We start from the raw sequence: 25720 nt of genomic DNA on the forward strand, positions 1-25720 counted from the left end.
CGAGCGCAGGATACCGGACATGACGATCGAGATCGGCTTCCTCGTCTTCCCGCGGGTGCAGCAACTCGACCTCACGGGGCCCTACGAGGTGCTGGCCATGGTGCCCGGCGCCCGCGTCCATCTCGTCGCGACAACACTCGAACCGCTCGCGAGCGCCACCGGCCTCGTGCTGACGCCGACCGTCACCTTCGCCGATTGCCCGGCCCTCGACGTGATCTGCGTGCCCGGCGGCGGCGGGGTGAACCCGCTGATGGAGGATGGCGATACCCTCGATTTCCTGTGCCGGCAGGCGGCGGGTGCGCGCTACCTCACCTCCGTCTGCACCGGCGCCCTGGTGCTCGGCGCGGCCGGGCTCTTGCGGGGCAAGCGCGCCACGACGCATTGGGCGGCGCATGATCTGCTCAGCCACTTCGGGGCGATCCCGACGCAAGCGCGCGTGGTGCGCGACGGCAACCTGATCACCGGCGGCGGCGTGACCGCGGGCATCGATTTCGGCCTGACGCTCGCCGCCGAACTGACGGACGCGGCGACGGCGCAGGCGATCCAGCTTCACTTGGAATACGCCCCGGCCCCGCCCTTCGACGCCGGCCGACCCGAGAGCGCCGGGCCCGACATCCTCGCCACCACCCGCGAGCGCTTGTCGACGACGCGCCGCGAGCGGGAGGCGATCGTGGCGCGGGTGACGGCTGCCGAAAGGCGGTGATCCCACCGCCCGCCTCACCCTGAGGCCTCCACTTCGCTCCGGCACCTCAGGATAAGGGAGCGGATTGGATCAGGCCGCGCAAGGGGCTCCCCTCATACGGCCGCCGGCCGATCCGTTCGGGCCGACCTCATCTCCTCCGTCATCGCAAGGCGAAGCCGGATTGATCCAGGGCGCGACATCTCCGGTAGGCGCGTGCCCTGGATCGCCACGGCTTCGCCTTGCGATGACCGAAGCCATCAACCGGAAATCGTATCACAACTGTTCTTGCGGCCAGCGCCCGTCGATTGCCTCGTCCGTCTCCTCCGCTCCACCCAAAAGCCCGCCCATCACGTCGAGGCAGCTCTGCAGGATGTAGGCGGCGGCGAGCTTGTCCACGAGCTCGCCGCGGCGAGACCGCGACGCGTCCGCTTCGAGCAGGGTGCGAGTGACGGCGGCGGTGGAGAGCCGCTCGTCGAAGAACAGCACCGGCAGCGGCAGCAGCGGTTTCAGGTTGCGGGCGAAGCTCCGGCTCGATTGCACCCTGGGCCCTTCTGAACCGTCCATGTTGAGGGGCAGGCCGATGACGAGCCCGCCGACGGCATGGGTCGCGCAGAGCGCCGCGATCCGCTGCGCGTCCGGCGTGAACTTCACCCGCCGGATGGTCTCCAGCGGCGAGGCGATCTGCCGGCCGACATCGGAGAGCGCCAGCCCGATGGTCTTGGTGCCGAGGTCGAGCCCGATCAGGCGCGGCGCGCCGGACGAGGCCTCGGCGAAGGCCGCAATCTCCTCGCGGTTCACGAAGCGCTCGCTCCGAGCTTCTCGAGAGCCGCCGCGTCGTCGCCCTCGAAGGTCGCGGGCAGCGGCCCTTCGCCGTCGCCGAGAATGTGCAGGATTTCGAGACCCTGAAGACCGCGCAGGAAGGTAGCGAGGTCGGCGCCGCCGAAATGCACCAGCTCGAGATCGGCGCACAGCACCCAGATGTCGTATTCAGGAAATCCCGGCGTCACTTCGAAGAACAGGAAGTCGCCCCGCTCGGTCTGGCCGAAGAAGCAGGCCCGCTCCATCAGACCGGCATCGGCGTCGCCCTCGATGGTGAAGCGATGCGGCTCGTCGCTGCCCTCGTCGCGCAGACCGTCGAGGGCGAGCGCGACGCCGTGCGAGATCAGGTGCGCGCGCGAGGTCAGGTCAGCCGCCTCCACCGGAACCGGGGTGAAGATGCGCAGATGGCCGCCGATCCGTCCGGCACCGCAGCTCTGCGCGAAGCTTCGGTAGCTCTGAGGGAGGGGAAAGCCGAGCTCCGCCTCGGCGCGAGCGAGATCCGCCTCGCTCGACGTCAGGCCCGGCTTCAGCTCCCGGAAGACGCTGTCCCACATAGCCCGGTCCTCCCCGCATTCCCGATGACACAGGGGCTTACGCCCGCCCGCGCGGACTTGTCCACCGTGGCGTTAACCAACCTGGACGGTTGCCCTCATCGGGAGGGAGCGGGACACGGAAAGCGGTGTTAAGACTTCGTTAACCACACCGGAGCCGTCCCATCCCATGCCGTCCGCCGCCCGTCCCGGATCAGGCCGCTTCTCACGGCGGCACGCGCTGATGCTGATGCTGGCGCTGGAGATCCTCGTCGTCGGCACCTACAACGCCGACCGCTACCGCCGCCCCGGCATCAGCGTGGACATGCCGACGACCCACGGCCACGTCATCGTCTGAGCGGCCGGACCCGCAACCGCCGTCGGCGTTGCCCCTGCGCGAAGGCGGGTGCTATAGCCCGGCGCATTCCGGAGCGGGGCGCTTTCCCGCCCGAGGCAGGCAAGGCGGCATGTCGGTCGACGAGAAAACGGTACGGCGCATCGCGCATCTGGCCCGCATCGCGGTGGCCGACGAGGACGTCGCGCCGCTGCAGGGCGAACTCAACGCGATCCTCGCCTTCGTGGAGCAACTCGGCGCGGTCGATGTCGAAGGCGTCGAGCCGATGACCTCCGTCACCCCGATGCGCATGAAGAAGCGTGCGGACGTGGTCAACGACGGCGGCCGGGCGAGCGACATCGTCGCCAACGCTCCCGAGACCGAGGACAACTATTTTCTCGTACCGAAGGTCGTCGAGTAAGATTTCTCGGCATCGTCGGAGCGGCTTCTCCGGCTCCTCGCGGAGGCGAACCAACGCCCGCGGGGCCGGGCGCGTAGGTCTGGAACGGGCATGACGGCACTCAACGAACTCACCCTGGCCGAGGCCCGCGACGGGCTGAAGGCCAAAGACTTCTCGGCCCGCGAGATCGCGCAGGCCCATCTCGACGCGATCGAGAAGGCGCAGGCGCTCAACGCCTACATCGTCGCAACCCCCGACCGCGCCCTGAAGATGGCCGACGTGTCGGATGCCAAGATCGCCAAGGGCGAGGCCCGGCCGCTGGAGGGCCTGCCGCTCGGCATCAAGGACCTGTTCGCCACGCAAGGGGTCCACACCACGGCGGGCTCGAAGATCCTCGAAGGGTTCGAGCCGCATTACGAGTCGAACGTCTCGTCCCAGCTCTGGCGCGACGGCGCGGTGATGCTGGGCAAGCTCAACCTCGACGAGTTCGCCATGGGCTCGTCGAACGAGACCAGCGCCTACGGCAAGACGGTCTCGCCCTGGCGCCGACAGGGCTCCGACGCCCCGCTGGTGCCCGGCGGCTCGTCGGGCGGCTCGGCGGCGGCAGTGGCCGCCCATCTCTGCCTCGGCGCCACGGCCACCGACACCGGCGGCTCGATCCGCCAGCCAGCGGCCTTCACCGGCACGGTCGGCATCAAGCCGACCTACGGCCGCTGCTCGCGCTGGGGCATCATCGCCTACGCCTCCTCCCTCGATCAGGCCGGCCCGATCGCTCGCACGGTGCAGGATTGCGCGATCCTGCTCGGCTCCATGGCCGGGCACGACCCGCGCGACACCACCTCGGTCGATCTGCCGGTTCCGGATTTCGAGGCCGCAATCTCTCGCGGCGTGAAGGGTCTCACCATCGGCATCCCGCGGGAGTACCGGGTCGAGGGCATGCCTGCCGAGATCCAGCGGCTCTGGGACCAGGGCGCGGAGTGGCTGCGGGAAGCCGGTGCGACGGTGCGTGAGATTTCGCTGCCGCACACGCAATATGCGCTGCCGGCCTACTACATCGTGGCCCCGGCGGAGGCCTCCTCGAACCTCGCCCGCTACGACGGCGTGCGCTACGGCCTTCGCGTTCCCGGCAAGGACATCGCCGGGATGTACGAGAACACCCGCGCCGCCGGCTTCGGCCGCGAGGTGAAGCGCCGCATCATGATCGGCACCTATGTGCTCTCGGCGGGCTATTACGACGCCTACTACGTCCGGGCGCAGAAGATCCGCACGCTGATCAAGCGCGACTTCGAGGCGGCCTACGCCTCCGGCATCGACGCGATCCTGACGCCTGCCACCCCATCGGCGGCCTTCGGCATCGGCGAAATGGCCTCGGCCGATCCGGTCGAGATGTACCTCAACGACGTGTTCACGGTGACCGTGAACATGGCCGGGCTGCCGGGCATCTCGGTGCCGGCCGGGCTCGACGCGCAGGGGCTGCCGCTCGGTCTTCAGCTCATCGGTCGCCCCTTCGACGAGGAGACGCTGTTCGCTGCCGCGCAAGTTGTCGAGAACGCGGCCGGGCGGATCAGCCTGCCGAAGGCGTGGTGGGCGTGAACGCGGCTCCCGTCGTCCCGGTCTATTCCTTCTCGGTCTGGATCCAGGCCGGGTTCGATCCGCTGCTGATCGCGGTCGCGGTCTTCCTCGGCTGGAAGGCGGATCAGTTCGGCAAGGTGTTCATCGCGGCGATCGCCGCGCTGGCGATCTCGGTTCTGTTCGCGTGGCTCGTCACGCGGATCGGTCTGCCCTGGCCGGCCCCCGTGGCGGCCGACCTGCCGACGTTCTTTCCGGTGCGGACGGTGTCGGCGTTCGTATGGGCGGCGCTCGGGTATGGGGCGCGGCGGGTGCTGAAGCGCTGAGGCAGCGCGGTTTCCGGCTTCGACGCGATCGCTGGAGGACCCTTCGAGGCCGCTTCGCGGCACCTCAGGATGAGGGGGATTGGTGGGATGAGCTGATCCTGGCGGAAGGGCGCTTCGCGAGGAATTGCACCCTGTCCCAATCCTCTGCGATCAACGCTTCTTTCTTGGCACGGCTCCAGCCTTTGATCCGGCGCTCAGCCGCGATGGCATCGGTGATGCGATCGAACCATTCTGCGTAGACCCGTGTCACCGGGCGACGGTGATAGGTGTAGCCGATACGGGTTCCGGGCTGATGCTCGGCCAACCGCTTGTCGAGAGATTCACCCCGGGCTGAGCCGACGTAGTAGCTGCCGTCAGCACACCGCAGCATATAGACGAACGCGGTCAAGTCAGCCTCGGCGAAACGGGAAAGGTCTCCGACCTTCCAAGATTCGCTGCCTCGGCTCAACGGAGATGGAATCCACCCCGCTCCTCATGCTGAGGTGCGCGCGGCACGCGTGCCTCGAAGCACGCGCGCCGCGCCTCCCATCCGCTACTCCGCCGGCACCGAGTGACCGTGCCCGGCCCTTTGGGCGTCCTCCGGCGCGGCCTCGGCATTCTCGCCCGCGGCCACCTCCTTGCGCCGGAACAGGCCCATCACCACGACGAAGAAGACCGGCACGAAGAACACCGCGAGCACGGTGGCCGAGATCATGCCGCCCATCACGCCGGTGCCGATGGCCTGCTGGCTCTTCGAGGCGGCCCCCGTCGCGATCGCCAGCGGCACCACGCCGAAGATGAAGGCGAGCGAGGTCATGACGATCGGGCGGAAGCGCAGCGTCGCCGCCTGGATCGTCGCCTGGACGATGTTGGTGCCCGGCTTCCACAGGTCCTTGGCAAACTCCACGATCAGGATCGCGTTCTTGGCCGAGAGACCGATGATCGTGATGAGCCCGATCTTGAAGTAGACGTCGTTGGGCATGCCGCGCAGGTACACCGCCGCCACCGAGCCGATCACACCGAGCGGGATGACGAGCAGCACGGAGAGCGGGATCGCCCAGCTCTCGTAGAGCGCGGCGAGACACAGGAACACGATCAGCACCGAGAGGGCCAACAGCAGCGAGGCCTGGGAGCCCGCCTGCTTCTCCTGCTGCGATTGGCCGGTCCAGACGTAGCCGAAGCCCTTCGGCATCCGCGTCATCAGCCGCTCCATCTCGGCGATGGCGTCGCCCGAGGTGTAGCCGGCGGCCGGCTCGCCGGTGAAGCGGACCGACTGGTAGCCGTTGAATCCGACGATCTGGCTCGGCCCCATGCTCCACTTGAGGTCGGCGAAGGAGGACATCGGCACCATGGTGCCCTGGCTGTTCTTCACCGCGTAGTTGAGGATGTCGGTCGCCTGCATGCGCTGCAACTGCTCGGCCTGCACGTAGACGCGCTGCATCTTGCCGAGGTTCGGGAAGTCGTTGGTGTAGACCGAGCCGAGGTTGACCTGGATCGCGTCGTTGATGTCCTCGAACTTCACGCCGAGCGCGGCGGCCTTCTCACGGTCGATGATGAGCTCGGCCTGGGGCGTCGGCGGAAGACCCTCGATCTTCACCGCCTTGAGGATCGGGCTCTGCCGGGCCAGCGCCAGCAATTGCGCCTCCGCGGCGGCCAGCGCCGAGTAGCCCTTCTGCGCCCGGTCCTGCAGGCGGAACGAGAAGCCCGCCGCATTGCCGAGGTTGTCCACCGGCGGCGGCTCCTGGGCATCGACGATGGCGTCGCGGTAGCCGGCAAGCGCCGCGTTGGTGGCGGCCACGAGGGCGCTTGCGGAGTTCGCCGCGTCGCGCTCGGACCAGGGCTTCAGGGTCACGAAGGCCTGGCTCAGGTTCGGCCCCTGGCCCGAGAAGGAGAAGCCGTTGAGCGTGGTCACCGTGGCGACGCCGGGCTGCGCCAGCAGGAACTCCTCGACCTTGCGCACGGCCCCTTGCGTCCGGTTGAACGAGGCGCCCGGCGGGGTCTGGATATCGACGGTGAAGAAGCCCTGGTCCTCGATCGGCAGGAAGCCCTCGGGCAGTCGCACAAAGGCGAAGGCGGTGCCGGCCACCAGGATCAGGTAGATCACCATCACCCGGCCCGACTTCTTGATGCACCACGCCGCGCCGCGGCCGTAGCGGGCGGTCTCGCGATCGACGATCCGGTTGAACCAGCCGAAGAAGCCGCCCTTGGCGTGCCCGTGGCCCTTCTCGATCGGCTTCAGCAGCGTGGCGCAGAGCGCCGGGGTCAGGGTCAGCGCCAACAGGGCCGAGAAGGCGATGGAGGTCACCATCGCGATCGAGAACTGGCGGTAGATGATGCCGACGGAGCCGGGGAAGAAGGCCATTGGGATGAACACCGCGACCAGCACCAGCGTGATGCCGATGATGGCGCCGGTGATCTGCTCCATCGCCTTGGCCGTCGCCTCCTTGGGCGGCAGCCCCTCCTCGTTCATGATGCGCTCGACGTTCTCGACGACGACGATGGCGTCGTCGACGAGGATGCCGATGGCCAGCACCATGCCGAACATGGTCAGCACGTTCACCGAGAAGCCGGCGAGCAGCATCACCATCACGGTGCCCATCAGGGCGATCGGCACGACGATGGTCGGGATCAGGGTGTAGCGGATGTTCTGCAGGAACAGGAACATCACGACGAAGACCAGCGCCACCGCCTCGACGAGGGTCATCATGACCTTCTTGATCGAGGCCTTCACGGCGGGGGTGATGTCGTAGGGGATATCCCACTTCAGGCCGGGCGGGAAGAACTGCGACAGCTCCTCCATCTTGGCGCGGATGGCGTTGGCGGTTTCCAGCGCGTTGCCGTCGGGGGCGAGCGTCACCGAGATGCCGGCGGCCTCGCCGCCGTTGAGGCGGGTCGAGAACTGGTAGGCGTCGCCGCCGAGTTCGATCCGGGCCACGTCGCGCAGGCGCACGTTCGAGCCGTCGGGATTGGCCCGCAGCACGATCGCGCCGAAATCATCGACGGTGCTGAGCTGGCCCTTGACGATGATCGGCGAGAACACCGCGTGATCGACCGGGCTCGGCTGCGCGCCGACGGCGCCGGAGGCGATCTGGATGTTCTGGTTGCGGATCGCCTCGGTGACGTCGCCGGGCGTCAGAGACAGGCCGCGCAGCTTGTCCGGATCGACCCAGACGCGGAGCGAGCGCTCGGTCGAGTAGAGGGTGGCGCGGCCCACGCCGGGGATGCGGCGGATCTCGTTGATCACGTTGCGCATCAGGAAGTCGCCGAGCCCGATCTCGTCCATCTTCCCGTCGGTCGAGACCAGGGTGATGATGTTGAGGGTCGCGGCCGACGCCTCCTCGACGAGGATGCCGTTCTGGCGCACCTCGGCGGGCAGGCGGGGCTCGACGCGCTTGAGGCGGTTCTGCACCTCGACCGAGGCGAGCGCCGGATCGGTGCCGGGCTGGAAGGTCGCCGTGATGTTGATCGAGCCGAAGGAATCGGTGGTCGACTCGAAGCTCATGATGTTGGCCGCGCCGTTCAGCTCGTCCTCGATCAGGCGGGTCGTGCCCGTGTAGAGGCTCTCCACCGAGGCGCCGGGAAAGGCGGTCGACAGCGCGATCGAGGGGGGCGCGATCACCGGATATTGCGCGACCGGCAGTAGTGGGAGCGAGAGGGCGCCCCCTAGGATGATGAACAGGGCGACCACCCAGGCGAAGACCGGACGGTCGATGAAGAAGCGGGCCATAAGGGGCTCGTAGCGTCGTGTCGGGTTCGAGCCGGCGAATGTCAGGTCATCCGCCGGCGGGACGGTCTCGGGGCGATCGTTCGACGATCAGTCGGCGTATTGGGCCACGGGCTGCGCGGTCGATCCCGTCGCCGCCGCGTCCTTGGCCCCGTTCTCCGTGCCGTCGGTGTCGTGGCTGTCGGTGTCGACCGGCTTGCCCTCGTCGGTGGAAACCTCCGTCTTCCAGGGGACGGTCTTCACCTGGATGCCGGCGGTGATCTTCTGGAAGCCCTCGACGACGACCTTCTCGCCGCCTTCGAGCCCCTCGCGGATCAGCCAATTGCCGCCGACCACGGGACCGACCTCGACCGGCTGGAGCATGACCTTGCCGTCCGGCTTGACCACCCAGACCTCCGGCTTGCCGTCGCTGGTGCGCTGGATCGCCTGCTGCGGCACGGCGATGGCGTCCGCGTCGATGCCCTGCTTGATCCGGGCGCGGACATACATGCCGGGGAACAGCTCGTTGTGCGGGTTGGGGAATTGCACGCGCAGCGTCACCTGGCCGGTGCTCGGATCGGCGGTGACGTCGGAGAAGAGCAGGCGTCCGGCCGAGCCGTAGAGCGAGCCGTCATCCATGATGAGATGGACGTTGGCGGTGTCGGCGGCGAGTTTGGAGAGCTCGCCCGAGGCGATGTCGCGGCGCAGCTTGTTCAGTTCGCCCACCGACTGGGTGATGTCGACGTAGATCGGATCGAGCTGCTGGATCGTGGCGAGGACGCCGGTCGCACCGGACTCGATCAGCGTGCCCTCGGTCAGCAGTGCCCGTCCGATGCGGCCGGAGATCGGCGCGCGCACGTCGGTCCAGGACAGGTTCAGCTTGGCCCGGTCGCGGGCCGCCTTGGCGCCGGCGACCTCGGCCTCGGCCTGCTTCTTGGCGGCAAACGCCGTGTCGTACTGCGCCTGGCTCGCGGTGTTGCGGGCGAGCAGGGTCTCCAGTCGCTCGGCCTGCTGGTTAGCGAGCACCAGGGCCGCCTCCCGGTTGGCCAGCGCCGCCTCGGCGCTCGCGAGCTCAACCTGATAGGGCGCCGGGTCGATCTTGTAGAGGACGTCGCCTTCGTTGACGGTGCTGCCCTGCTCGAACAGGCGCTTGACCACCAGCCCCGAGACCCGCGAGCGCACCTCGGCGATGCGCATCGGCGCGACGCGGCCCGGCAGGTCGCGGACATAGGGGATCGGCTGCGGTCGCACGCTGACGACGCTGACCTCGGGCGGCGGCAGCGGCACCGGCGCGGCGGCCTTCTGCTCGTTGCAGGCCGAGACGGCCACGAGGACGGCGCCGACGAGGAGGGAGGCCGGCAGGGACCAGCGGGAACGGCTGCGGCCGGCCTTGACGAGACCGGGCCCGCTTCCGGGCGACTGGGTGGACGGCGTCACGATGAGGGTGCTCCTACGAGGCTCTACGGTTCGCATCGGCGTGTTTCCGTCGGCGAGGCCGCCGGGCCGATGGGCCGGACGCGGGGGCGCACTTCGCGAGAAGGAAGCCGCCCCGCGCCGCGGGGTGGGCGCGGACCGGATCGGTCTCGCGCACCGTTGCAATCACCGGGCCGCCACGACGATCAGGGATCGAAAGGGCCCGTATGAGGATGCCGAAAGCATCGGGAATCGGCCGTGCGGGACGACCGAGATCGGTCGCATTGCACCCTGGGCGCGAAGTTTGGCAATCCGACGACGGCGTCACCTTGCATCGCGCCGTCGCCCCAGCCTTTCGACATCCTCGTCGAGATGCCCTTGCGACCGGAACGGGCCGCCGGTCAGGTCCGGGGCGGACGCTCGAACGGGCCGGGCTCCGCGGCCGCAGGGTTCCGGTCGGAAGCCGGCCGTGGGAGGGACGACGCATCTGCGCCATCCAGACTGGGAAGGATCGCGCTCACGCGCCCATGGCTCGCGACCTCGTCGAGTTCGAGCATCACCCGTCCGGTGCGCACGCTGGCGACCGGGTCCGTGTCGGGCCGCTGCTCGAGCGTCGCCTCGGCGCGGGTCTGCGGGATGCCGCCGAGCGCCGCCCCATCGGCCGGAAGTCCGATGACGACGAGCAGGCTCAGCAGCCCGGCCAGAGCGGACAGGACGATGCGGGTCGGAAGGCCGGCAACGGGACGGCCCGGCGAGGCAGGGCGGGGCATGAGGGTCACGATGACCTCATTGTGGTGGATGAAACGTTGCCATTCAATCGACTGCGACATTCTGGCCGGCTCTCCTGAGCAGCCTCTCTGGCTTCTCTCCCTGCCGAACACGGCGGGACCGTCCGCGGATGTGCCGGGCGGCACAGGGCTCCGGAGGATGCCAGGGATTTGGCATGAGCGTTGCCCGGAACACACACCCTTGCCTTCCTCCTGCCGTGACCGGCCGCCCTAAAGCGATCGACCGGCCCGCCGGACTTCACTCGCGGCGGTGCCTTTCCGTGGAGGACTCCCGTCGTGACGACCCGATCTTTCCCGCGCCGTTCCGCGCTGCCGCGCTTGGCCACGACGCTCGTGCTCGGCGCCACCCTCGCGACCGCCGCGCTCGTGCCGGCGCGCGCCAATCCGCTCGACAGCGGACCGCTCGCCGACTTCATCAACGTCTTCAAGACGCAGGCCATCCCCCGCGAGACGGTGGCCTATGCCGGCAAGGAGAAGCCCGGCACGATCGTGATCTCGACGAGCCAGCGCCGGCTCTACTACGTGCTCGGCGGCGGCGAGGCGATCCGCTACGGCGTCGGCGTCGGGCGCCGCGGCTTCTCGTGGTCGGGCACGAAGACGATCACGGGCAAGAAGGAATGGCCGGCTTGGCGCCCGCCGTCGCAGATGCTCGCCCGTCGCCCGGACCTGCCGCGCTACATGGCCGGCGGCCAGGACAACCCGCTGGGTGCGCGGGCGATGTATCTCGGCTCGTCGCTCTACCGCATCCACGGTTCCAACGAGCCCGAGACGATGGGCGCGGCGGTCTCGTCCGGCTGCATCCGCATGACCAACAAGGACGTGGTCGATCTCTACGACCGGGTGCGGGTCGGGACGAAGGTGATCGTGAAGGATTGACGAAGACGCGCCCTCCGCCCGGATCGGGGGGAGGGCGCTCGGTTCCATCACTCGGGGTATCGGTCTCTGCCCGGCCTCACCGCGGATCGGGCGGGCCCTCGCCCTTGCCGACGAAAGGGATGCCCTCGATCGGACATTCCTCGGTGCCGACGCTCGAGCGGGTGATGGCGCGCACTGCATCGCGGGTGCCGTCGGGGTCCTCGATCCAGCGGCGGTAGAAGTCGTAGGGGCATTCCGACATCCCGTGCCGGTTCTCCTTCGAGTTGATCATGCCCGTGTAGCCGCGGTGCAAAAGCTTGAAGAGGTGGTTCTCCGACTGACCATGGGCACGGAAGTCGCGGATCAGGAATTTCGAGAGTGCGGCGTACTGGATGCCCATCTCCTCCTCGCCGCACTCGCCGAGCGTGCGGCCGTCGAAGCCGATGATCGCCGAGTGGCCGAAGTAGCTGTAGACGCCGTCGAAGCCGGCGGCGTTGGCCACCGCGACATAGGTGTTGTTGGCGAACGCCATCGCCTTCGAGATCAGCACCTGCTGTTCTTTCGCCGGGTACATGTAGCCCTGGCAGCGGATGATCAGCTCGGCGCCGCGCATGGCGCAGTCGCGCCAAATCTCGGGATAGTTGCCGTCGTCGCAGATGATGAGGCTGATCTTCAGCCCCTTCGGGCCGTCCGAGACGTAGGTGCGGTCGCCCGGATACCAGCCCTCGATCGGGGTCCAGGGCATGATCTTGCGGTACTTCTGCACGATCTCGCCCTGGTCGTTCATCAGGATGAGCGTGTTGTAGGGGGCCTTGCGCGGATGCTCCTCATGGCGCTCGCCGGTGAGCGAGAACACGCCCCAGACCCCTGCCTTGCGGCAGGCCTCGGCGAAGATCTCCGTCTCGGCACCGGGGACGGACGAGGCGGTCTCGTACATCTCGGCCGCGTCGTACATGATGCCGTGGGTCGAGTATTCGGGGAAGATCACGAGGTCGAGGCCCGGCAGGCCGGCCTTCATCCCGAGGATCATGTCGCCGATCTTCTTGGCGTTCTCGATGACCTCGCCCTTGGTGTGCAGTCGCGGCATCTTGTAGTTCACGACAGCGACGCCGACGCTGTCCTGGCTCGATGAGATATCGCCGTGCATCATGGCGGCATGTCCTCCGGTTTTGTGCGAGGGGAGGGGCCCGCCGCGCGAGCCCCCGGTTTCGTCTCGGAATGCGGACTACCCCGGCGCGAGGCCGAAGAGGGTTCCGAGCGGCACGACGAGGGTGAAGCCGCCGTAGAAGCCGTCCTTGGCGCGCCGCGGCGTGTAGGGGTTCCAGAACGTGTTCGGGTTGACCACGTACTGCACCACCGGCTCGAGGATCACGCCCGCGCCGACATCGAAATGCGCGTTGGCCTCGAACACGAACTTGTCGCGCGAATACGGTGCGCCCGAGCCGCCCGAGATGAAGTTCGCATCCGCCAGGAACTGCGTGTAGTTCTCAGACAGACGCTGCCAGTTCATCTTCAGGCCATAGGTGTCGTTCGGCCGGCTCTGGTCGGGCGCCTGCAAGAGCACGCCGAAGAACGAGTTGAAGCGGATCGGCACCGTCGGATCGAAGGCGTAGCCCGTGCCGGTGTAGAGCGAGATCGCCGTCGGGTGCGGGTTGGCGACCAGGCCGCCATCGGCGCGCCAGACCGTCTGCGTGCCGGTCAGAACGATGCCCGAGGTGCCCGTCTTCTGCAGCGCCGGGGTGCCGGGGTTGAGCCCGCGCGAGGTGCCCAGCACCGTCTTGAAGTTGTCGTCGTGGTCGGCCGTGTTGACGAAGCCGGTGAGCGAGGCGCGGCCCGGATAGGCGGTCATGGTGTAGTCGGTCTTGTAGCCGATCTCGGTCATCACGAGCGCGCCCGCGAGCCGCTCGTAGCCCCAGTCGTAGCCCGACAGCGCGTTGGTGCCGGGGTTCACCGAGAAGGCGCCGGCCTGGATGTAGGTCGAGGGTGAGAGCTGGTAGGCGGCGTTGGCGCCCCAGACGGCGTAGAGCGGCGAGGTGAAGCCGGCGTTGATGTAGAACAGGTCCTGGAAGCAGGAGTTGATCGAGTTGCACGGCGGCAGGCCGTAGTAGCGGTCCGGGTGGGTGCGGCCGAACTCGACGACGAGGCGGTCGTCGAGGAGCTTCTGCTGATAGGTGAGCAGCGAAAGGCGGTTGGAGTTGGGGTTGAAGGGCGGCTGGTAGCCGAGCGTGGTGTCGCCGATATCGGCGGCCATGTTGAGGTTGCGGACGTTGCCGAAGAAGGTCTGGGTGAACTTGATGGCGCCCCCGGCGATGCCGGCCAGCCGCTGCATGTCGGCGGTCATGGAGAGGACGAAGTAGGTGGAATTGGACTGCTCGCCGGTGCGCAGGCCGGCCGAGGGGTTGGCTTGGTAGAAGTTGTAGACGTTGACGTCGAAGGTGAGCCCGCGCTCGGCCATGTGGGTGGCCCAGGGGGCGAGCGGCCCGACGCGGACGGGGTCGCTGGGTTTGGCGGCGATGTTGGGATCGGTGCGCGGCTGGGTCTGATCGTTGAACTCGCCCACCGGTGAGGGCTGCTGCGCCAGGGCGGCGGGCGCCGCCGCGAGGCTCGTAACCAACCCTGCCGCCAGCAGCGCGCCGGCCGTTCCCCTTCCGGCGCCCCCGCGGCGCCCCGGCCTTCCGGCCCGATCTGCATGTTTCGTACTTTTTCTCATCATCAGTCCCCAACCCGTCCTCTGCGCCGGCCTCCCCACGGGGTTCGTCCCGCTTGTCGTGTCTTCAGCCGGCGGCTCCCTCACGGAGCGGATGTTCCGTCGATGTTTCCTCCCAGGGTGACGCGGCGGGCGCGCGGAGCGTCCGCCGCCGAAGGCGGTCTTCGGATCAGTGGCTGATCATCCAGGGCCGCGCGTTCGGGAAGCTCTTGGCCGCAGCTGGTGCGGCCGCCGCCTTCTTCGGCGAGCAGCAGCCGCAGCCGGCTCCGTGGCTGCGCGAGCGTCGCGGCTCGTGGCGGCTGCGCTCGTTGGTGGCGTGAGCGGCCTTCAGCCCCGGATCCATGCCGGAAATCCGCGGGGCGGTGAGGAAGGCGCGCTGGCATTCCCCGCCGCAATCCGGACAGTCATGCGGGTCCTTGAACTGCGCCATCGGGCGCAGAACGGTGAAGGGGCCGCAGCTCTCGCAGGCGTAATCGTAGACCGGCATTTCAAGCGCTCTCAGGCAAAGTGTGTGCGGTTTGCCGCCCGGAGAGCGCGGCAAACCAGTAAAGTTACAGATCCGGCGAGAGCGGCATCTGGATCGAGCCGTCCAGGAACTTCGTCGGCCCGGCTTCGGACGGGTTGATGTCGAAGTCGAAGATGCCGGTCGGAATCCAGAGCGTGGCGCAGGCGTTCGGAATATCGACGACGCCGGAGATATGGCCCTGGACCGGGGCGGTGCCGAGGATCGAGTAGGCCTGCGCGCCCGAGTAACCGAACTTCTTCAGGTACTCGATCGCGTTGAGGCAGGCCTGCCGATAGGCGACCGTCACGTCGAGGTAGTGCTGCTTGCCGTACTCGTCGACGGAGACGCCCTCGAAGATCAGGTGATCGTCGTATTTTGGGGTGATCGGCGACGGCTTGAAGATCGGGTTCTTGATCCCGTACTTGGCCATGCCGTCCTTGATCAGGCTGACCTTGAGGTGGACCCAGCCCGCCATCTCGATGGCGCCGCAGAAGGTGATCTCGCCGTCGCCCTGGCTGAAATGCAGGTCGCCCATCGAGAGACCGGCGCCCGGCACGTAGACGGGGAAGTAGATCTTCGAGCCGCGCGACAGATCCTTGATGTCGCAATTGCCGCCGTGCTCGCGTCCCGGCACCGTGCGGGCCCCGGTCGCCGCCGCCGCCTCCTTCGCCTCGCCCTTCAGGCGGCCCATATGCGCGGTCGGCCCGAAGGGGAGGGTGGCCAGCGCCGGCACCCGGCTCGGATTGGTGTCGTAGAGTGCCTTTTCGCGGGTGTTCCAGGTCTCCAGCATCTTCGGATCGGGCAGGCAGCCGATCAGGCCGGGATGGATCAGGCCGGGGAAGCGCACGCCGGGCACGTGGCGCGACTTGGTGAACATGCCCTCAAAATCCCAGATCGACTTCTGCGCCTGGGGGAAGTGTTCGTCGAGGAAGCCGCCGCCGTTGTTCTTCGAGAAGAAGCCGTTGAAGCCCCACTGGCTCTCGGGCTTGGCGCCGATATCGAGCAGATCGACCACGAGCAGGTCGCCGGGCTCGGCGCCCTCGACGCCGATCGGGCCGGAGAGGAAGTGCACGATCGACAGGTCGATGTCGCGCACGTCGTCGGCGGAATCGTTGTTCTTGATGAAGCCGCCGGTCCAATCGTAGGTCTCGACGATGAAGTCGTCGCCGGGTTTCACCATCGCGACCATCGGAATGTCCGGGTGCCAGCGGTTGTGCACCATGTCGTTGTCGTAGGCCGATTGCGTGAGATCGACCTTGATCAGGGTCTCGGGCATTTCCTTCGCCGCTCCTCTCTTGTTCGAAATTTGGGCAGCCGTTCCCGTTGCGTGTCCGGGGCTGGTCCGGCCGCTTTCGTGGGTGTCGTGAACTCCGCGTTTCCCGGCGCGCTCTCCTCCCGCCGAGTGGAGGGGAGCGCGTGGCTCAGACCGACAGGAACCGGGCGACCTGCGCCTCGTCGATGTCGGCGCGCAAGCTCTCGTGGACGATCGAGCCGTTCTCGATCACGAGAACCCGATCGGCCACGTCCATGGCAAAGCTTAAGACCTGCTCCGAGACGACGATCGACAGACCGCGCTCGTCGCGAATCTTCTTCAGCGTACGCCCCATTTCGCGAATAATCGAGGGTTGAATGCCCTCGGTCGGCTCGTCGAGAAGCAGAACCTTCGGGTTGCTGGCGAGCGCCCTCGCGATGGCGAGCTGCTGCTGCTGGCCGCCGGAGAGGTTGCCGCCGCGCCGGCCCTTCATCTCCAGCAGCACCGGGAACATCGTGTAGAGATCCTGCGGCACCTTGCGCGAGCCGGTGACGGTGAGGCCCGTCTCGATGTTCTCCTGCACCGTCATGGTGGAGAAGATCATCCGGCCTTGCGGCACGTAGGCCAGCCCCTTGGCCACGCGGGTGTGGCTCTTCAGGGCGGTGACGTCGGTGCCGTCCACGGTGATCGAGCCCGACTTCGTCGGCACGATGCCCATCAGCGTCTTCATGAGCGTCGACTTGCCCATGCCGTTGCGGCCCATCACGGCGACGATCTCGCCGGGCGCCACGTCGAGGTCGATGCCGTGCAGCACCTCGCTCTGGCCGTAGGCCGCGTGGAGGTCGGAGATCGCGAGCATCGGCTGCGTGCCGGTCATGACCGGCGGCACGATGGGAGCGGGGGAGGCGGCTTTCTGGAGCATGATCGATACGCCTTCAGTGGCCCAGATAGACTTCGATGACCTTCGGGTCGTTCTTGACCCGCTCCATCGATCCTTCGGAGAGAACCTTGCCCTGGTGGAGCACGGTGACGCGGTGGGCGATGTCCTCGACGAACTTCATGTCGTGCTCGATCACGAGCACCGAGCGGCCCTTGATGATCTGGTTCAGGAGCTCGGCGGTCTTGATGCGCTCGCCGACGCTCATGCCGGCGACCGGCTCGTCGAGCATCAAGAGTTCCGGATCCTGGATCAGCAGCATGCCGATCTCCAGCCACTGCTTCTGGCCGTGACTCAGGAACTCGGCCCGCTCGTCGAGCTGGTCCTTCAGGAAGATCGTCTGGGCGATCTCATGGATGCGGTCGCGCACCTCGGCGTCGCGCTTGAAGGTGAGCGCCCCGAACACCGAGCGGCCGCGGGGGAACGAGATCTCCAGATTCTCGAACACTGTGAGATCGTCGTAGATCGAGGGCGTCTGGAACTTGCGGCCGACGCCGGCCTGGACGATCGCGCTCTCGGAGAGCTTGGTCAGTTCCTGGCCCTTGTACTTGATCGAGCCGGAGCTCGCCTTGGTCCGCCCGCAGATCAGGTCGAGCACCGTGGTCTTGCCGGCGCCGTTGGGGCCGATGATGACCCGGATCTCGTCCGGATCGACATAGAACGAGACGTCGTTGACCGCCTTGAACCCGTCGAAGGAGACGGTGAGCGCCTCGACCGCCAGCAGGAAGTCCTTTTCGTCGGCAGGCGTGCCGATCGGGAGGGATGAGGGGAGGATGGCCGCGTTCATGGATGTCTCCTCACTCGGCCGGGGTGCCGTGGGGCAGGGCGGGGCTGGCGACGGGGGCCAGGCCCTTGGTCGTCCCCTTGGCCTTGCGGAACAGGCGGGGTTCAATGTGCTCGCGCCAGATGCCGGCGAGACCGTTGGGGAAGATCAGCACCACGGCGATGAACAGGCCGCCGAGGCCGAACAGCCAGAGGTCGGGGAAGGACTCGGAGAACGAGGTCTTGGCCCAGTTGACCAGCAGCGTCCCCCAGACCGCACCGAAGAGCGAGAGGCGCCCGCCGACGGCGGCGTAGATCACCATCTCGATCGAGGGCACGATGCCGACGAAGGAGGGCGACATGAACCCGACCTGCAGGGTGAACATCGCCCCGCCGATCGCCGCGAAGGCCGCGGCGAGGCAGAAGGCGAACACCTTGAAGCCCGCCACCGAGTAGCCCGAGAACCGGACCCGGTCCTCCTTCTCGCGCATGGCGACCAGGATGCGCCCGAGCTTCGACTTCTTCACGTACTGCGCCATCAGGATGCAGCCGATGAGAAGCCCGCCGTTGACGAAGTAGAGGATGAACTTCGCGTGGTCGGTGCGGATGTCCCAGCCGTGGAGGGTGCGCAGGTCGGTGATGCCGTTGATGCCGCCGGTATAGCCCTGCTGGCCGACGATCAGGATCGTCAGGATGGCGGCGATCGCCTGGGTGATGATGGCGAAGTAGGTGCCGCCGACGCGGCGCTTGAACATCGCCACCGAGATGATGAAGGCGAAGGCCACCGGCACCGCGACGACGAGGAGAAGCGTCAGCGGCAGGCTCTGGAACGGGTGCCAGAACCAGGGGAGTGCCGTGATCTGGTTCCAGTCCATGAAGTCGGGAATGCCCGGCGTCGACTGGATCTTCGTGTTCTCGACGCTGGACGCCTCCAGCTTCAAGTACATCGCCATGCAGTAGCCGCCCAGCCCGAAGAACACGCCCTGGCCCAGCGAGAGGATGCCGGCATAGCCCCAGCAGATGACGAGGCCGAGCGCGACGAAGGCGTAGGTGAGATACTTGCCGACCAGGTTGAGGCGAAAGCCGTCGAGCATCAGCGGCAGGACGATCAGGATCACGCCGGCCAGCAGCGCGAGGCTGACCCACTCGACCGGCTTCATGAAGGGGTTGTCGTTGACGGTGACCGCCTTCGACAGGGACTGCATCGGACTTGTCTTCTGGCTCGTCATCGGGGCGCGCTCCTCAGCGACGGACCTTGAGGGTGAACAGGCCCTGCGGCCGCAGCATCAGGATCGCCACCACCGCGAGCAGGGTGAGCACCTTGGCCATCGAGCCGGAGAGGAAGAATTCGAGGGTCGACTGGGTCTGCGAGATCGAGAAGGCCGAGGCGATGGTGCCGAGCAGGCTCGCCGCGCCCCCAAAAACCACGATCAGGAAGGTGTCGACGATGTAGAGCTGGCCCGAGGTCGGTCCGGTGGAGCCGATCATGGTGAAGGCCGAGCCGGCGATGCCGGCGATGCCGCAGCCGAGGCCGAAGGTGGTGCGGTCGACCTTCTCGGTATCGATGCCGACCGCGCCCGCCATCGGGCGGTTGCTCATCACGGCGCGGATCTGCGCGCCGAAGCGCGAGCGGTACATCAGCACCGCGACGCCCACGGTGATGACGGCGGTGACCGCGATCACGAACAGGCCGTTGATCTGCACCTCGATCGAGTCGGTGACGGGGATCGAGCCCATCATCCACGAGGGCAGTTCGACGCCGACCTCGCGCGGGCCGAAGATGGTGCGGTAGGCCTGCTGCAGGATCAGCGAGAGGCCCCAGGTAGCGAGCAGCGTGTCGAGCGGGCGCCTGTAGAGGTGGCGGATCAGCGCCCATTCCACCAGCATCCCCATCGCCCCGGAGGCCAGGAACGCCAACGCCATGGCGACGAAAAAGTAGGCGCCGAAGAGCGAGGGCAGATAGGTCTGGAAGAAACTCGAGCAGAGATAGGTGACGTAGGCGCCCAGGATCATGAACTCGCCGTGGGCCATGTTGATGACGCCCATCTGGCCGAAGATGATCGCCAGTCCCAGCGCCATCAGGACGTAGACGGAAAACAGGATCAGACCGGCAAAGCCCTGCATCACGAAGATCGAGCTGAGGTCTGCGAGCGAATAGTCGCCGAACATGGTGGTGGTCCCCGGCGGAATTGTCTGGGAGGGCGCAGCAAGTGTCGGGCCACGCCCGTCTTTCGCGGGCATCCCCTCCCGCGAGGGGAGGGGACCGGAGCGTCCGCGACTACTGGTAGCCCTTCGGGAAGGGGTTCGGCTCGATCAGCTCGGGGCTCTCGTAGACCACCTCGAACTGACCGGTCGGGAGGGCCTTGGCGACGCGGGTCTTCGACCAGAGGTGATGGTTCGGGTGGATCTTCACGTAGCCTTCCGGCGCCTCCTTGAACTCGATCTCGGCGGACGCCGCGGCGACCTTGTCGACATCGAAGGAGCCGGCCTTCTCGACCGCCATCTTCCACAGGAACGGCCCGAGATAGGCGGCCTGGGTCACGTCGCCGATCACGGTCTTGTCGCCCCACATCTTCTTGAAGGCGGCGACGAACTTCTCGTTGTTCGGGTTCTTCAGCGACTGGAAGTACTTCATGCAGGAATAGGCGCCGGCGATGTTGTCGCCGCCGATGCCGTCGATCTCGTCCTCGGTGACCGAGATCGTCAGCAGGGTCTGCTTCGAGAGGTCGATGCCGGCCGCCTTGAGCTGCTTGTAGAAGGCGACGTTCGAGCCGCCGACCACGTCGGCGAAGATCACGTCCGGCTTCTTCAGCTTGATCTTGTTGATGACCGAGTTGAACTGGGTGTGGCCGAGCGGGAAGTATTCCTCGCCAGAGACGGTCCCCTTAAGCACGTTCTCGATGTGCTTGCGGGCGATCTTGTTCGAGGTGCGCGGCCAGATGTAATCCGAGCCGACCATGAAGAACGACTTCGCGCCCTTCTCCTTGGCCACCCAGTCGAGCGAGGCGAGGATCTGCTGTGTCGCCTCTTGGCCGGTGTAGATGACGTTCTTGGACTGCTCCAGGCCCTCGTAGAAGGTCGGGTAGTACAGCAGGCCGTTATACTGCTCGAAGACCGGCAGCGCCGCCTTGCGCGAGGCGGAGGTCCAGCAGCCCATCACCGCGGCGCAGTGATCGTTGACGAGGAGCTTCTTGGCCTTCTCGGCAAAGGTCGGCCAGTCGGAGGCGCCGTCCTCTTGGATCACCTTGATCTTGCGGCCGAGCACGCCGCCCATCTCGTTGATCTGGGCGATGGCGAGCTTCTCGGCCTGGATCGAGCCGGTCTCGGAGATCGCCATGGTACCGGTCGCCGAGTGCAGGATGCCGACCGTGACTTCCGTGTCGGTCACCGCCAGCCCGGTCGTGTTGACGGCAGACGTCGGAGCGGCGGCGAACGCCCCTCGCGGCATCATCGCCAGGGCGGGAAGGCCCGCCAGGCCCATGAGAAGCTTGCGCCGCAGGGCCGATTCCAGGCCCTTCTCGCGATCCTTGCCCTTATCGTCCGCCATCGTGCCTGAACCCCTGATCTGGTGTCGGCGCGGCTCTGCCGGTCGGCGGCCGTGCTCGAACAGGAGAGGAGGCTAGGCTTGATGATGCGGCGCACCCATACGCTGTTTTGCGTATGTCCGCCGGGCAGCCCGGCTCGTAGCGTGACGCTCTCGATTCCGTGAGCATCGACGTTTAGGGATGTCTTGTGCCGCGCACTGAGAGACAGGGCCGGCACATCCGTTGCAAGCCGGTGATCCGCTCATCGTGAGGACGGCCCCCTGAGCGCCCGGTCCATCATCCCGATCCGTCGCGACTACAACCGCCTCGTCGCCGACGAGACGCTGGAAGACTACGCCCTGCGCTTCACCGCCAAGAAGGCGCGGCGCTGGTCTCCCTTCCGCATCGCGCAGACGGCGCTCGGCTCGCTGTCGTTCCTGGCGCTGGAGGCCATCGGCGGGACGCTGGTGCTCGCCACCGGCTTCACCAACACGTTTGCCGCCGTGCTCGTCGTCGGGCTCATCATCTTCGCCACCGCCGCGCCGATCACGATCTACGCCGCGCGCTACGGGGTCGATATCGATCTCCTGACCCGCGGGGCAGGCTTCGGCTATCTCGGCTCGACGATCACCTCGCTGGTCTATGCAGGCTTCACCTTCCTGTTCTTCGCCATCGAAGCCGCGATCATGGCGCTGGCGCTGCAGCTCTGCTTCGGCCTGCCGCTCTGGATCGGCTATATCGTCAGCGCGGGGGCGGTGATCCCGCTCGTGATCTACGGCATCCGTCTGATCAGTCGATTCCAGCTCTGGACGCAGCCGCTCTGGATCGGCCTCAACCTGCTGCCGCTCGTCTACATCTGGCTCTCGGGCCCGGTGCCGTTCGAAGCCTTCACCGGCTATCCCGGCCTGGAAGCCGCGAGCGCGGGCTTCGATCTGCGCCTGTTCGGACTCGCCTCCGGCATCCTGCTGGCGCTGCTGGCCCAGGTCGGCGAGCAGGTCGACTTCCTGCGCTTCATGCCGCCCCCCCGCGGCAAGGGCGACTGGCGCTGGTGGACCGGCGTGCTCTCGGCCGGCGCCGGCTGGATCGTGCCGGGGATGCTGAAGATCCTGCTCGGCGCCTTCCTCACGGTACTGGCCCTCGGCCACGGCGTCTCGCCGGAGCGTGCCGCCGAGCCGACGCAGATGTACGCCGTCGCCTTCGGCTACGTCTCGGGCTCGCCCGGCGTCGCGCTGGCGCTGACCGGCCTGTTCGTGGTGATCTCACAGCTCAAGATCAACGTGACCAACGCCTATGCCGGCTCGATCGCGTGGTCGAACTTCTTCTCGCGCCTCACCCACAGCCATCCGGGGCGGGTGGTCTGGCTCGTGTTCAACGTCGCCATCGCCCTGCTGCTGATGGAACTCGGCATCGACAAGACCATCGAGAGCACCCTGCCGCTCTATGCCTGCGTGGTCTCGGCCTGGGTCGGGGCGCTGGCCGCGGATCTGGCCGTCAACAAGCCGCTCGGGCTGTCGCCGCCGGGCATCGAGTTCAAGCGGGCGCATCTCTACGCCATCAACCCCGTCGGCACCGGGGCGATGGTGCTCTCGCTCGTCGCCGGCGGCCTGATCCATGCCGGCCTGTGCGGGCAAGCGCTCCAGCCCTTCGCGCCGATGCTGGCGCTCGCCACTGCCTTTGCCGCAGCGCCCGCCATCGCCTGGGCGACCGGGGGCAAGCGCTATCTCGCCCGCGAACCGCAGGCCGCCTGGGACCGGCCGGAAATCACCTGCCGTGTCTGCGAGCACCCGTTCGAGGCCGAGGACATGGCCCATTGCCCGGCCTATTCCGGGCCGATCTGCTCGCTCTGCTGCTCGCTGGACGCCCGCTGCGGCGATCTGTGCAAGCCGCACGGACGCCTGGAGAACCAAGCCCGCGAGACCCTTGCCCGCGTCCTGCCCGCCCGCACCGCCGCCTGGATCGGCGCGCCGCTCGGCCGCTACCTCGCCCTGATGCTGACGCTCGTCACGGTGATCGGGCTGATCCTGGCCATCGTCCATGCCAGCGCCGCCGCCGGGCATCCGGAGCATGCGGAGACGCTGCGGGCCGCGCTCACCAGCCTGTTCTTCATCCTGATCGTCATCCTCGGCGTGGTGGCGTGGCTGTTCGTGCTGGCGCAGGAGAGCCGCCGGGTGGCGCAGGAGGAGACCGCCCGCCAGACCGCCCTCTACGAGGCCGAGATCGCCGCCCACAAGGTCACTGATGCCAAGCTGCAGCAGGCGAAGGAAACCGCGGAGGCCGCCAACCTCGCCAAGAGCCGCTACGTCGTCGGCATCAGCCACGAATTGCGCACGCCGCTCAACGCCGTGCTCGGCTACGCGCAGTTGCTTGAGGGCGATCCAACGATTCCCGAGCCGCGCCGCAACGGCATCCGGGTGATCCGCCGCAGCGCCCAGCACCTCTCCGGCCTGATCGACGGCCTGCTCGACATCTCGCGGATGGAGGCCGGCCGGCTCCAGACCCATCGCAACGAGATCCGGCTCGCCGACTTCCTGACGCAGATCGTGGACATGGTGCGCCTGCAGGCGGAGGGCGCCGGCCTGAGCTTCCGCTTCACGCGGCCCGAGATCCTGCCGGCGGTGGTGGCGACCGACGAGAAGCGCCTGCGCCAGATTTTGCTCAACCTCCTCTCCAACGCCATCAAGTTCACGGCGAAGGGCGAGGTCGCGCTGGAGATGACCTATCGCGGTCAGGTCGCGGTCTTCACGATCCGCGACACCGGTCTCGGCATCCCCGAGGCCGATCTCGGCCGGATCTTCGAGCCGTTCGAGCGCGGCTCGATGCCCGCCGCCCGCGCGGCGCCAGGCACCGGACTCGGGCTCACCATCGCGGGTCTCTTGGCGCAGGTGATGGGCGGCGAGATCACCGTCGAGAGCCGGGTCGGGGAGGGCACCTGCTTCCGGGTGCGTCTGATGCTGGCCTCGGTGAACCGCCCGGCGCCCGCGGCGATGCCGGCCCCGGCGGCACTGGCCCGGCCCGCCTTGGCCGGGCCCGGCTGCACGGTCCTCGTCGCCGACGACGACCCGGCGCACCGCGCCCTGATGCGCGAGATCCTGGAACCCCTCGGCTTCGCGGTGGCCGAGGCGCCGGACGGCCCCGCCTGCCTCGCCCTGGCACGGGAATGCGAGCCGGTGTTGATCCTGCTCGACATCGCCATGCCGGGCATGACCGGCTGGGAGGTGGCGCGGACGTTGCGTGAGACCGGCTTCACCGCCCGGATCGCGATAATGTCGGCCAACGTCCACGAGATCAGTCCGACTCGCGGGGCGGACGCGCCGCACGACGACATCATCGCCAAGCCGTTCGACATGCAGGATCTTTTGGAGAGGATCACGGGGCTTCTCGGCACCGCCCGCCCGCTGCCCGGCCTGGAAGCCCGCCCGATCGTGCGGCCCGACCGCCCGGCCGATGCCCCGGCGGGAGACACCCCGAACGGAGCGGCCGCGAGCGGCGCGACGGTGCCGGCGGAGCACATCGCCGCCTTGCTGCGCCTCGGCCGCATCGGCCACGTGCGCGGCATCGAGGCCAAGCTCACCGAACTGGAGAGCGACGCCGCCGTGCCGCCGGCCTTCGTCGCGCGGATGCGAGGATTGGTGGCGGCCTACGACATGCGCCGCTATGTCGGCGTGCTGGAGGGGCTCGCCCGCGATGCCTGAGACGCAGCGCGACATCGTCCTCGTCGTCGATGATTCCCCCGACACCCTCAGCTTCCTCACGGAGGCGATCGAGCGCTCGGGCGCCACCGTGCTGGTGGCGGTGGGCGGCGACCTCGCCCTCGACCTCGTCGAGGAGATCACCCCCGACATCATCCTGCTCGATGCGGTGATGCCGGGCATGGACGGGTTCGAGACCTGCCGCCGCCTCAAGGCCAAGGGCCGGCTCGCCCATGTCCCCGTCATCTTCATGACCGGCCTGTCCGAGACCGAGCACATCGTGAAGGGGTTGGAAGCGGGCGGGATCGACTACGTCACCAAGCCGATCGCCCCCGACGAGATCCTCGCTCGGATCCGCGTGCACCTGGCCAACGCCCGCTCGGCCCAGAGCGCGCGGGCCGCCCTCGACACCGCAGGGCGCACGCTGTTCGCCGTGGACGCCGCCGGTTCGGTCCTGTGGTGCACGCCGCAGGCCGCGCGGGTGCTGGCGGCGCTCGGCGGGCCCGAACCGTTGAGCTTGCCGCCGAGCGGGCGCGACTGGCTGCGCAAATGCCTCGCCGGCAGCACCACCGCGCCGCTGGCTCTCACCGATGCGGAGGGCCGCGCCCACGCGCTCAGCTTCATCGGCCGCACCGGCCCCGAGATCCTGCTGCGGCTGTCGGGCGATCCCACCGCTGCCGGCCTGGAACGCCTGCGCGCGCACCTGCCGATCACCGGCCGCGAGGCGGAGGTGCTGCTCTGGCTCTCCCGCGGCAAGTCGAGCCGCGACATCGGCGAGATCTTGGGTCTCAGCCCGCGCACGGTGACGAAACATCTGGAAGGGATCTACGCCAAGCTCGGCGTCGAGAACCGCACCGCGGCCTCGGCGGTCGCGGCGCGGCACCTGCGCGATCTGGATTGAACGCGTTCGCCGCCTGTCGCGCGATCATCGTTCCGCGAATTGAGC

The 25720-nt window shown here is 67.8% G+C and carries 23 protein-coding genes; 8 read left to right on the plus strand and 15 right to left on the minus strand.

The features are described from left to right. The first annotated feature begins 19 nt into the window (after positions 1-19). Positions 20-703: a DJ-1/PfpI family protein gene (locus LPC10_RS16470; protein ID WP_231343537.1), complete on the plus strand. Its 684-nt coding sequence runs from the start codon at positions 20-22 to the stop codon at positions 701-703. A gap of 252 nt (positions 704-955) precedes the next feature. Here LPC10_RS16470 and ruvX read toward each other — a convergent pair whose 3' ends face one another. Then, a complete protein-coding gene (gene ruvX, locus LPC10_RS16475) occupies positions 956-1480 on the minus strand; it encodes a Holliday junction resolvase RuvX (RefSeq protein WP_231343538.1) in 525 nt (174 codons plus the stop codon). After that, positions 1477-2055, minus strand: a complete 579-nt coding sequence (locus LPC10_RS16480; RefSeq protein ID WP_231343539.1) for an SMI1/KNR4 family protein — start codon at positions 2053-2055, stop codon at positions 1477-1479. Before LPC10_RS16480 ends, ruvX begins: the two co-directional genes overlap by 4 nt. Before the next feature lie 166 nt (positions 2056-2221). Between LPC10_RS16480 and LPC10_RS16485 the strand changes: the two genes are divergently transcribed. The 4 genes from LPC10_RS16485 to LPC10_RS16500 all read left to right on the plus strand — a co-directional run bounded on the left by LPC10_RS16485 (position 2222) and on the right by LPC10_RS16500 (position 4660). Next, positions 2222-2389, plus strand: coding sequence for a hypothetical protein (locus tag LPC10_RS16485; RefSeq protein WP_231343540.1), 168 nt, complete (start codon positions 2222-2224; stop codon positions 2387-2389). A 109-nt stretch (positions 2390-2498) separates the two neighbouring features. Next, entirely contained in the window at positions 2499-2786 is a 288-nt protein-coding gene (gatC, locus tag LPC10_RS16490) for an Asp-tRNA(Asn)/Glu-tRNA(Gln) amidotransferase subunit GatC (protein WP_231343541.1), read from the plus strand. Between the two features lie 90 nt (positions 2787-2876). Next, positions 2877-4358 (plus strand): Asp-tRNA(Asn)/Glu-tRNA(Gln) amidotransferase subunit GatA, encoded by a 1482-nt coding sequence (gene gatA / locus LPC10_RS16495; protein WP_231343542.1) that lies wholly within the window; start codon positions 2877-2879, stop codon positions 4356-4358. Further along, positions 4355-4660: a hypothetical protein gene (locus LPC10_RS16500; protein ID WP_231343543.1), complete on the plus strand. Its 306-nt coding sequence runs from the start codon at positions 4355-4357 to the stop codon at positions 4658-4660. Before gatA ends, LPC10_RS16500 begins: the two co-directional genes overlap by 4 nt. Positions 4661-4724: 64 nt before the next feature. Here LPC10_RS16500 and LPC10_RS16505 read toward each other — a convergent pair whose 3' ends face one another. The 4 genes from LPC10_RS16505 to LPC10_RS16520 all read right to left on the minus strand — a co-directional run bounded on the left by LPC10_RS16505 (position 4725) and on the right by LPC10_RS16520 (position 10525). Next, complete coding sequence (locus LPC10_RS16505; protein WP_231343544.1) at positions 4725-5048, minus strand: GIY-YIG nuclease family protein; 324 nt, start codon at positions 5046-5048, stop codon at positions 4725-4727. A 144-nt stretch (positions 5049-5192) separates the two neighbouring features. Next, on the minus strand, positions 5193-8366 hold the full coding sequence (locus LPC10_RS16510) for a multidrug efflux RND transporter permease subunit (RefSeq protein WP_231343545.1): 3174 nt from the start codon (positions 8364-8366) through the stop codon (positions 5193-5195). 87 nt (positions 8367-8453) lie between these two features. After that, positions 8454-9779: an efflux RND transporter periplasmic adaptor subunit gene (locus LPC10_RS16515; protein WP_231343546.1), complete on the minus strand. Its 1326-nt coding sequence runs from the start codon at positions 9777-9779 to the stop codon at positions 8454-8456. Between the two features lie 377 nt (positions 9780-10156). Then, positions 10157-10525 carry a hypothetical protein gene (locus tag LPC10_RS16520; RefSeq protein ID WP_231347075.1) on the minus strand — a complete coding sequence of 123 codons (369 nt, stop codon included), beginning with the start codon at positions 10523-10525 and terminating at the stop codon, positions 10157-10159. A 294-nt stretch (positions 10526-10819) separates the two neighbouring features. Between LPC10_RS16520 and LPC10_RS16525 the strand changes: the two genes are divergently transcribed. Further along, positions 10820-11419: a L,D-transpeptidase gene (locus LPC10_RS16525; RefSeq protein ID WP_231343547.1), complete on the plus strand. Its 600-nt coding sequence runs from the start codon at positions 10820-10822 to the stop codon at positions 11417-11419. Positions 11420-11495: 76 nt separating this feature from the next. Here the strand turns inward: LPC10_RS16525 and LPC10_RS16530 are convergent, their stop codons facing one another. From LPC10_RS16530 to urtA, 9 genes are all read right to left on the minus strand, one after another. Next, positions 11496-12548 carry an aliphatic amidase gene (locus LPC10_RS16530; protein WP_231343548.1) on the minus strand — a complete coding sequence of 351 codons (1053 nt, stop codon included), beginning with the start codon at positions 12546-12548 and terminating at the stop codon, positions 11496-11498. A 75-nt stretch (positions 12549-12623) separates the two neighbouring features. Continuing rightward, positions 12624-14108 (minus strand): carbohydrate porin, encoded by a 1485-nt coding sequence (locus LPC10_RS16535; protein WP_231347076.1) that lies wholly within the window; start codon positions 14106-14108, stop codon positions 12624-12626. Between the two features lie 166 nt (positions 14109-14274). Then, complete coding sequence (locus tag LPC10_RS16540) at positions 14275-14592, minus strand: zinc ribbon domain-containing protein (RefSeq protein WP_231343549.1); 318 nt, start codon at positions 14590-14592, stop codon at positions 14275-14277. 64 nt (positions 14593-14656) lie between these two features. After that, on the minus strand, positions 14657-15886 hold the full coding sequence (gene fmdA / locus LPC10_RS16545; protein ID WP_231343550.1) for a formamidase: 1230 nt from the start codon (positions 15884-15886) through the stop codon (positions 14657-14659). A gap of 145 nt (positions 15887-16031) precedes the next feature. Beyond that, positions 16032-16721, minus strand: a complete 690-nt coding sequence (gene urtE / locus LPC10_RS16550) for an urea ABC transporter ATP-binding subunit UrtE (protein ID WP_231347077.1) — start codon at positions 16719-16721, stop codon at positions 16032-16034. Positions 16722-16797: 76 nt separating this feature from the next. Further along, positions 16798-17586 (minus strand): urea ABC transporter ATP-binding protein UrtD, encoded by a 789-nt coding sequence (gene urtD / locus LPC10_RS16555; protein ID WP_133091035.1) that lies wholly within the window; start codon positions 17584-17586, stop codon positions 16798-16800. Between the two features lie 10 nt (positions 17587-17596). After that, positions 17597-18790, minus strand: a complete 1194-nt coding sequence (gene urtC / locus LPC10_RS16560; RefSeq protein WP_231343551.1) for an urea ABC transporter permease subunit UrtC — start codon at positions 18788-18790, stop codon at positions 17597-17599. 13 nt (positions 18791-18803) lie between these two features. Next, on the minus strand, positions 18804-19730 hold the full coding sequence (gene urtB, locus LPC10_RS16565) for an urea ABC transporter permease subunit UrtB (protein ID WP_231343552.1): 927 nt from the start codon (positions 19728-19730) through the stop codon (positions 18804-18806). 109 nt (positions 19731-19839) lie between these two features. Then, positions 19840-21108: an urea ABC transporter substrate-binding protein gene (gene urtA, locus LPC10_RS16570; RefSeq protein ID WP_231343553.1), complete on the minus strand. Its 1269-nt coding sequence runs from the start codon at positions 21106-21108 to the stop codon at positions 19840-19842. Positions 21109-21552: 444 nt separating this feature from the next. Between urtA and LPC10_RS16575 the strand changes: the two genes are divergently transcribed. Together LPC10_RS16575 and LPC10_RS16580 are read left to right on the plus strand one after the other, a co-directional pair. Continuing rightward, entirely contained in the window at positions 21553-24777 is a 3225-nt protein-coding gene (locus tag LPC10_RS16575) for an ATP-binding protein (RefSeq protein WP_231343554.1), read from the plus strand. Then, positions 24770-25675 (plus strand): response regulator transcription factor, encoded by a 906-nt coding sequence (locus LPC10_RS16580; protein WP_231343555.1) that lies wholly within the window; start codon positions 24770-24772, stop codon positions 25673-25675. The genes LPC10_RS16575 and LPC10_RS16580 overlap by 8 nt, the downstream gene beginning before the upstream one ends. Positions 25676-25720 lie beyond the last annotated feature (45 nt).

It is taken from the genome of Methylorubrum sp. B1-46 (assembly GCF_021117295.1).
GTDB lineage: Bacteria > Pseudomonadota > Alphaproteobacteria > Rhizobiales > Beijerinckiaceae > Methylobacterium.

Bases quoted from the DNA above. Each gene is read 5' to 3' on its own strand.
- urtA (WP_231343553.1), bottom strand. From the start codon at position 21,108: ATGGCGGACGATAAGGGCAAGGATCGCGAGAAGGGCCTGGAATCGGCC.
- LPC10_RS16510 (WP_231343545.1), bottom strand. From the start codon at position 8,366: ATGGCCCGCTTCTTCATCGACCGTCCGGTCTTCGCCTGGGTGGTCGCC.
- gatA (WP_231343542.1), top strand. From the start codon at position 2,877: ATGACGGCACTCAACGAACTCACCCTGGCCGAGGCCCGCGACGGGCTG.
- fmdA (WP_231343550.1), bottom strand. From the start codon at position 15,886: ATGCCCGAGACCCTGATCAAGGTCGATCTCACGCAATCGGCCTACGAC.
- LPC10_RS16470 (WP_231343537.1), top strand. From the start codon at position 20: ATGACGATCGAGATCGGCTTCCTCGTCTTCCCGCGGGTGCAGCAACTC.
- LPC10_RS16530 (WP_231343548.1), bottom strand. From the start codon at position 12,548: ATGATGCACGGCGATATCTCATCGAGCCAGGACAGCGTCGGCGTCGCT.
- urtD (WP_133091035.1), bottom strand. From the start codon at position 17,586: ATGAACGCGGCCATCCTCCCCTCATCCCTCCCGATCGGCACGCCTGCC.
- urtE (WP_231347077.1), bottom strand. From the start codon at position 16,721: ATGCTCGCGATCTCCGACCTCCACGCGGCCTACGGCCAGAGCGAGGTG.
- urtC (WP_231343551.1), bottom strand. From the start codon at position 18,790: ATGACGAGCCAGAAGACAAGTCCGATGCAGTCCCTGTCGAAGGCGGTC.
- gatC (WP_231343541.1), top strand. From the start codon at position 2,499: ATGTCGGTCGACGAGAAAACGGTACGGCGCATCGCGCATCTGGCCCGC.
- LPC10_RS16480 (WP_231343539.1), bottom strand. From the start codon at position 2,055: ATGTGGGACAGCGTCTTCCGGGAGCTGAAGCCGGGCCTGACGTCGAGC.
- LPC10_RS16535 (WP_231347076.1), bottom strand. From the start codon at position 14,108: ATGAGAAAAAGTACGAAACATGCAGATCGGGCCGGAAGGCCGGGGCGC.
- LPC10_RS16485 (WP_231343540.1), top strand. From the start codon at position 2,222: ATGCCGTCCGCCGCCCGTCCCGGATCAGGCCGCTTCTCACGGCGGCAC.
- urtB (WP_231343552.1), bottom strand. From the start codon at position 19,730: ATGTTCGGCGACTATTCGCTCGCAGACCTCAGCTCGATCTTCGTGATG.
- LPC10_RS16520 (WP_231347075.1), bottom strand. From the start codon at position 10,525: ATGCCCCGCCCTGCCTCGCCGGGCCGTCCCGTTGCCGGCCTTCCGACC.
- LPC10_RS16540 (WP_231343549.1), bottom strand. From the start codon at position 14,592: ATGCCGGTCTACGATTACGCCTGCGAGAGCTGCGGCCCCTTCACCGTT.
- LPC10_RS16580 (WP_231343555.1), top strand. From the start codon at position 24,770: ATGCCTGAGACGCAGCGCGACATCGTCCTCGTCGTCGATGATTCCCCC.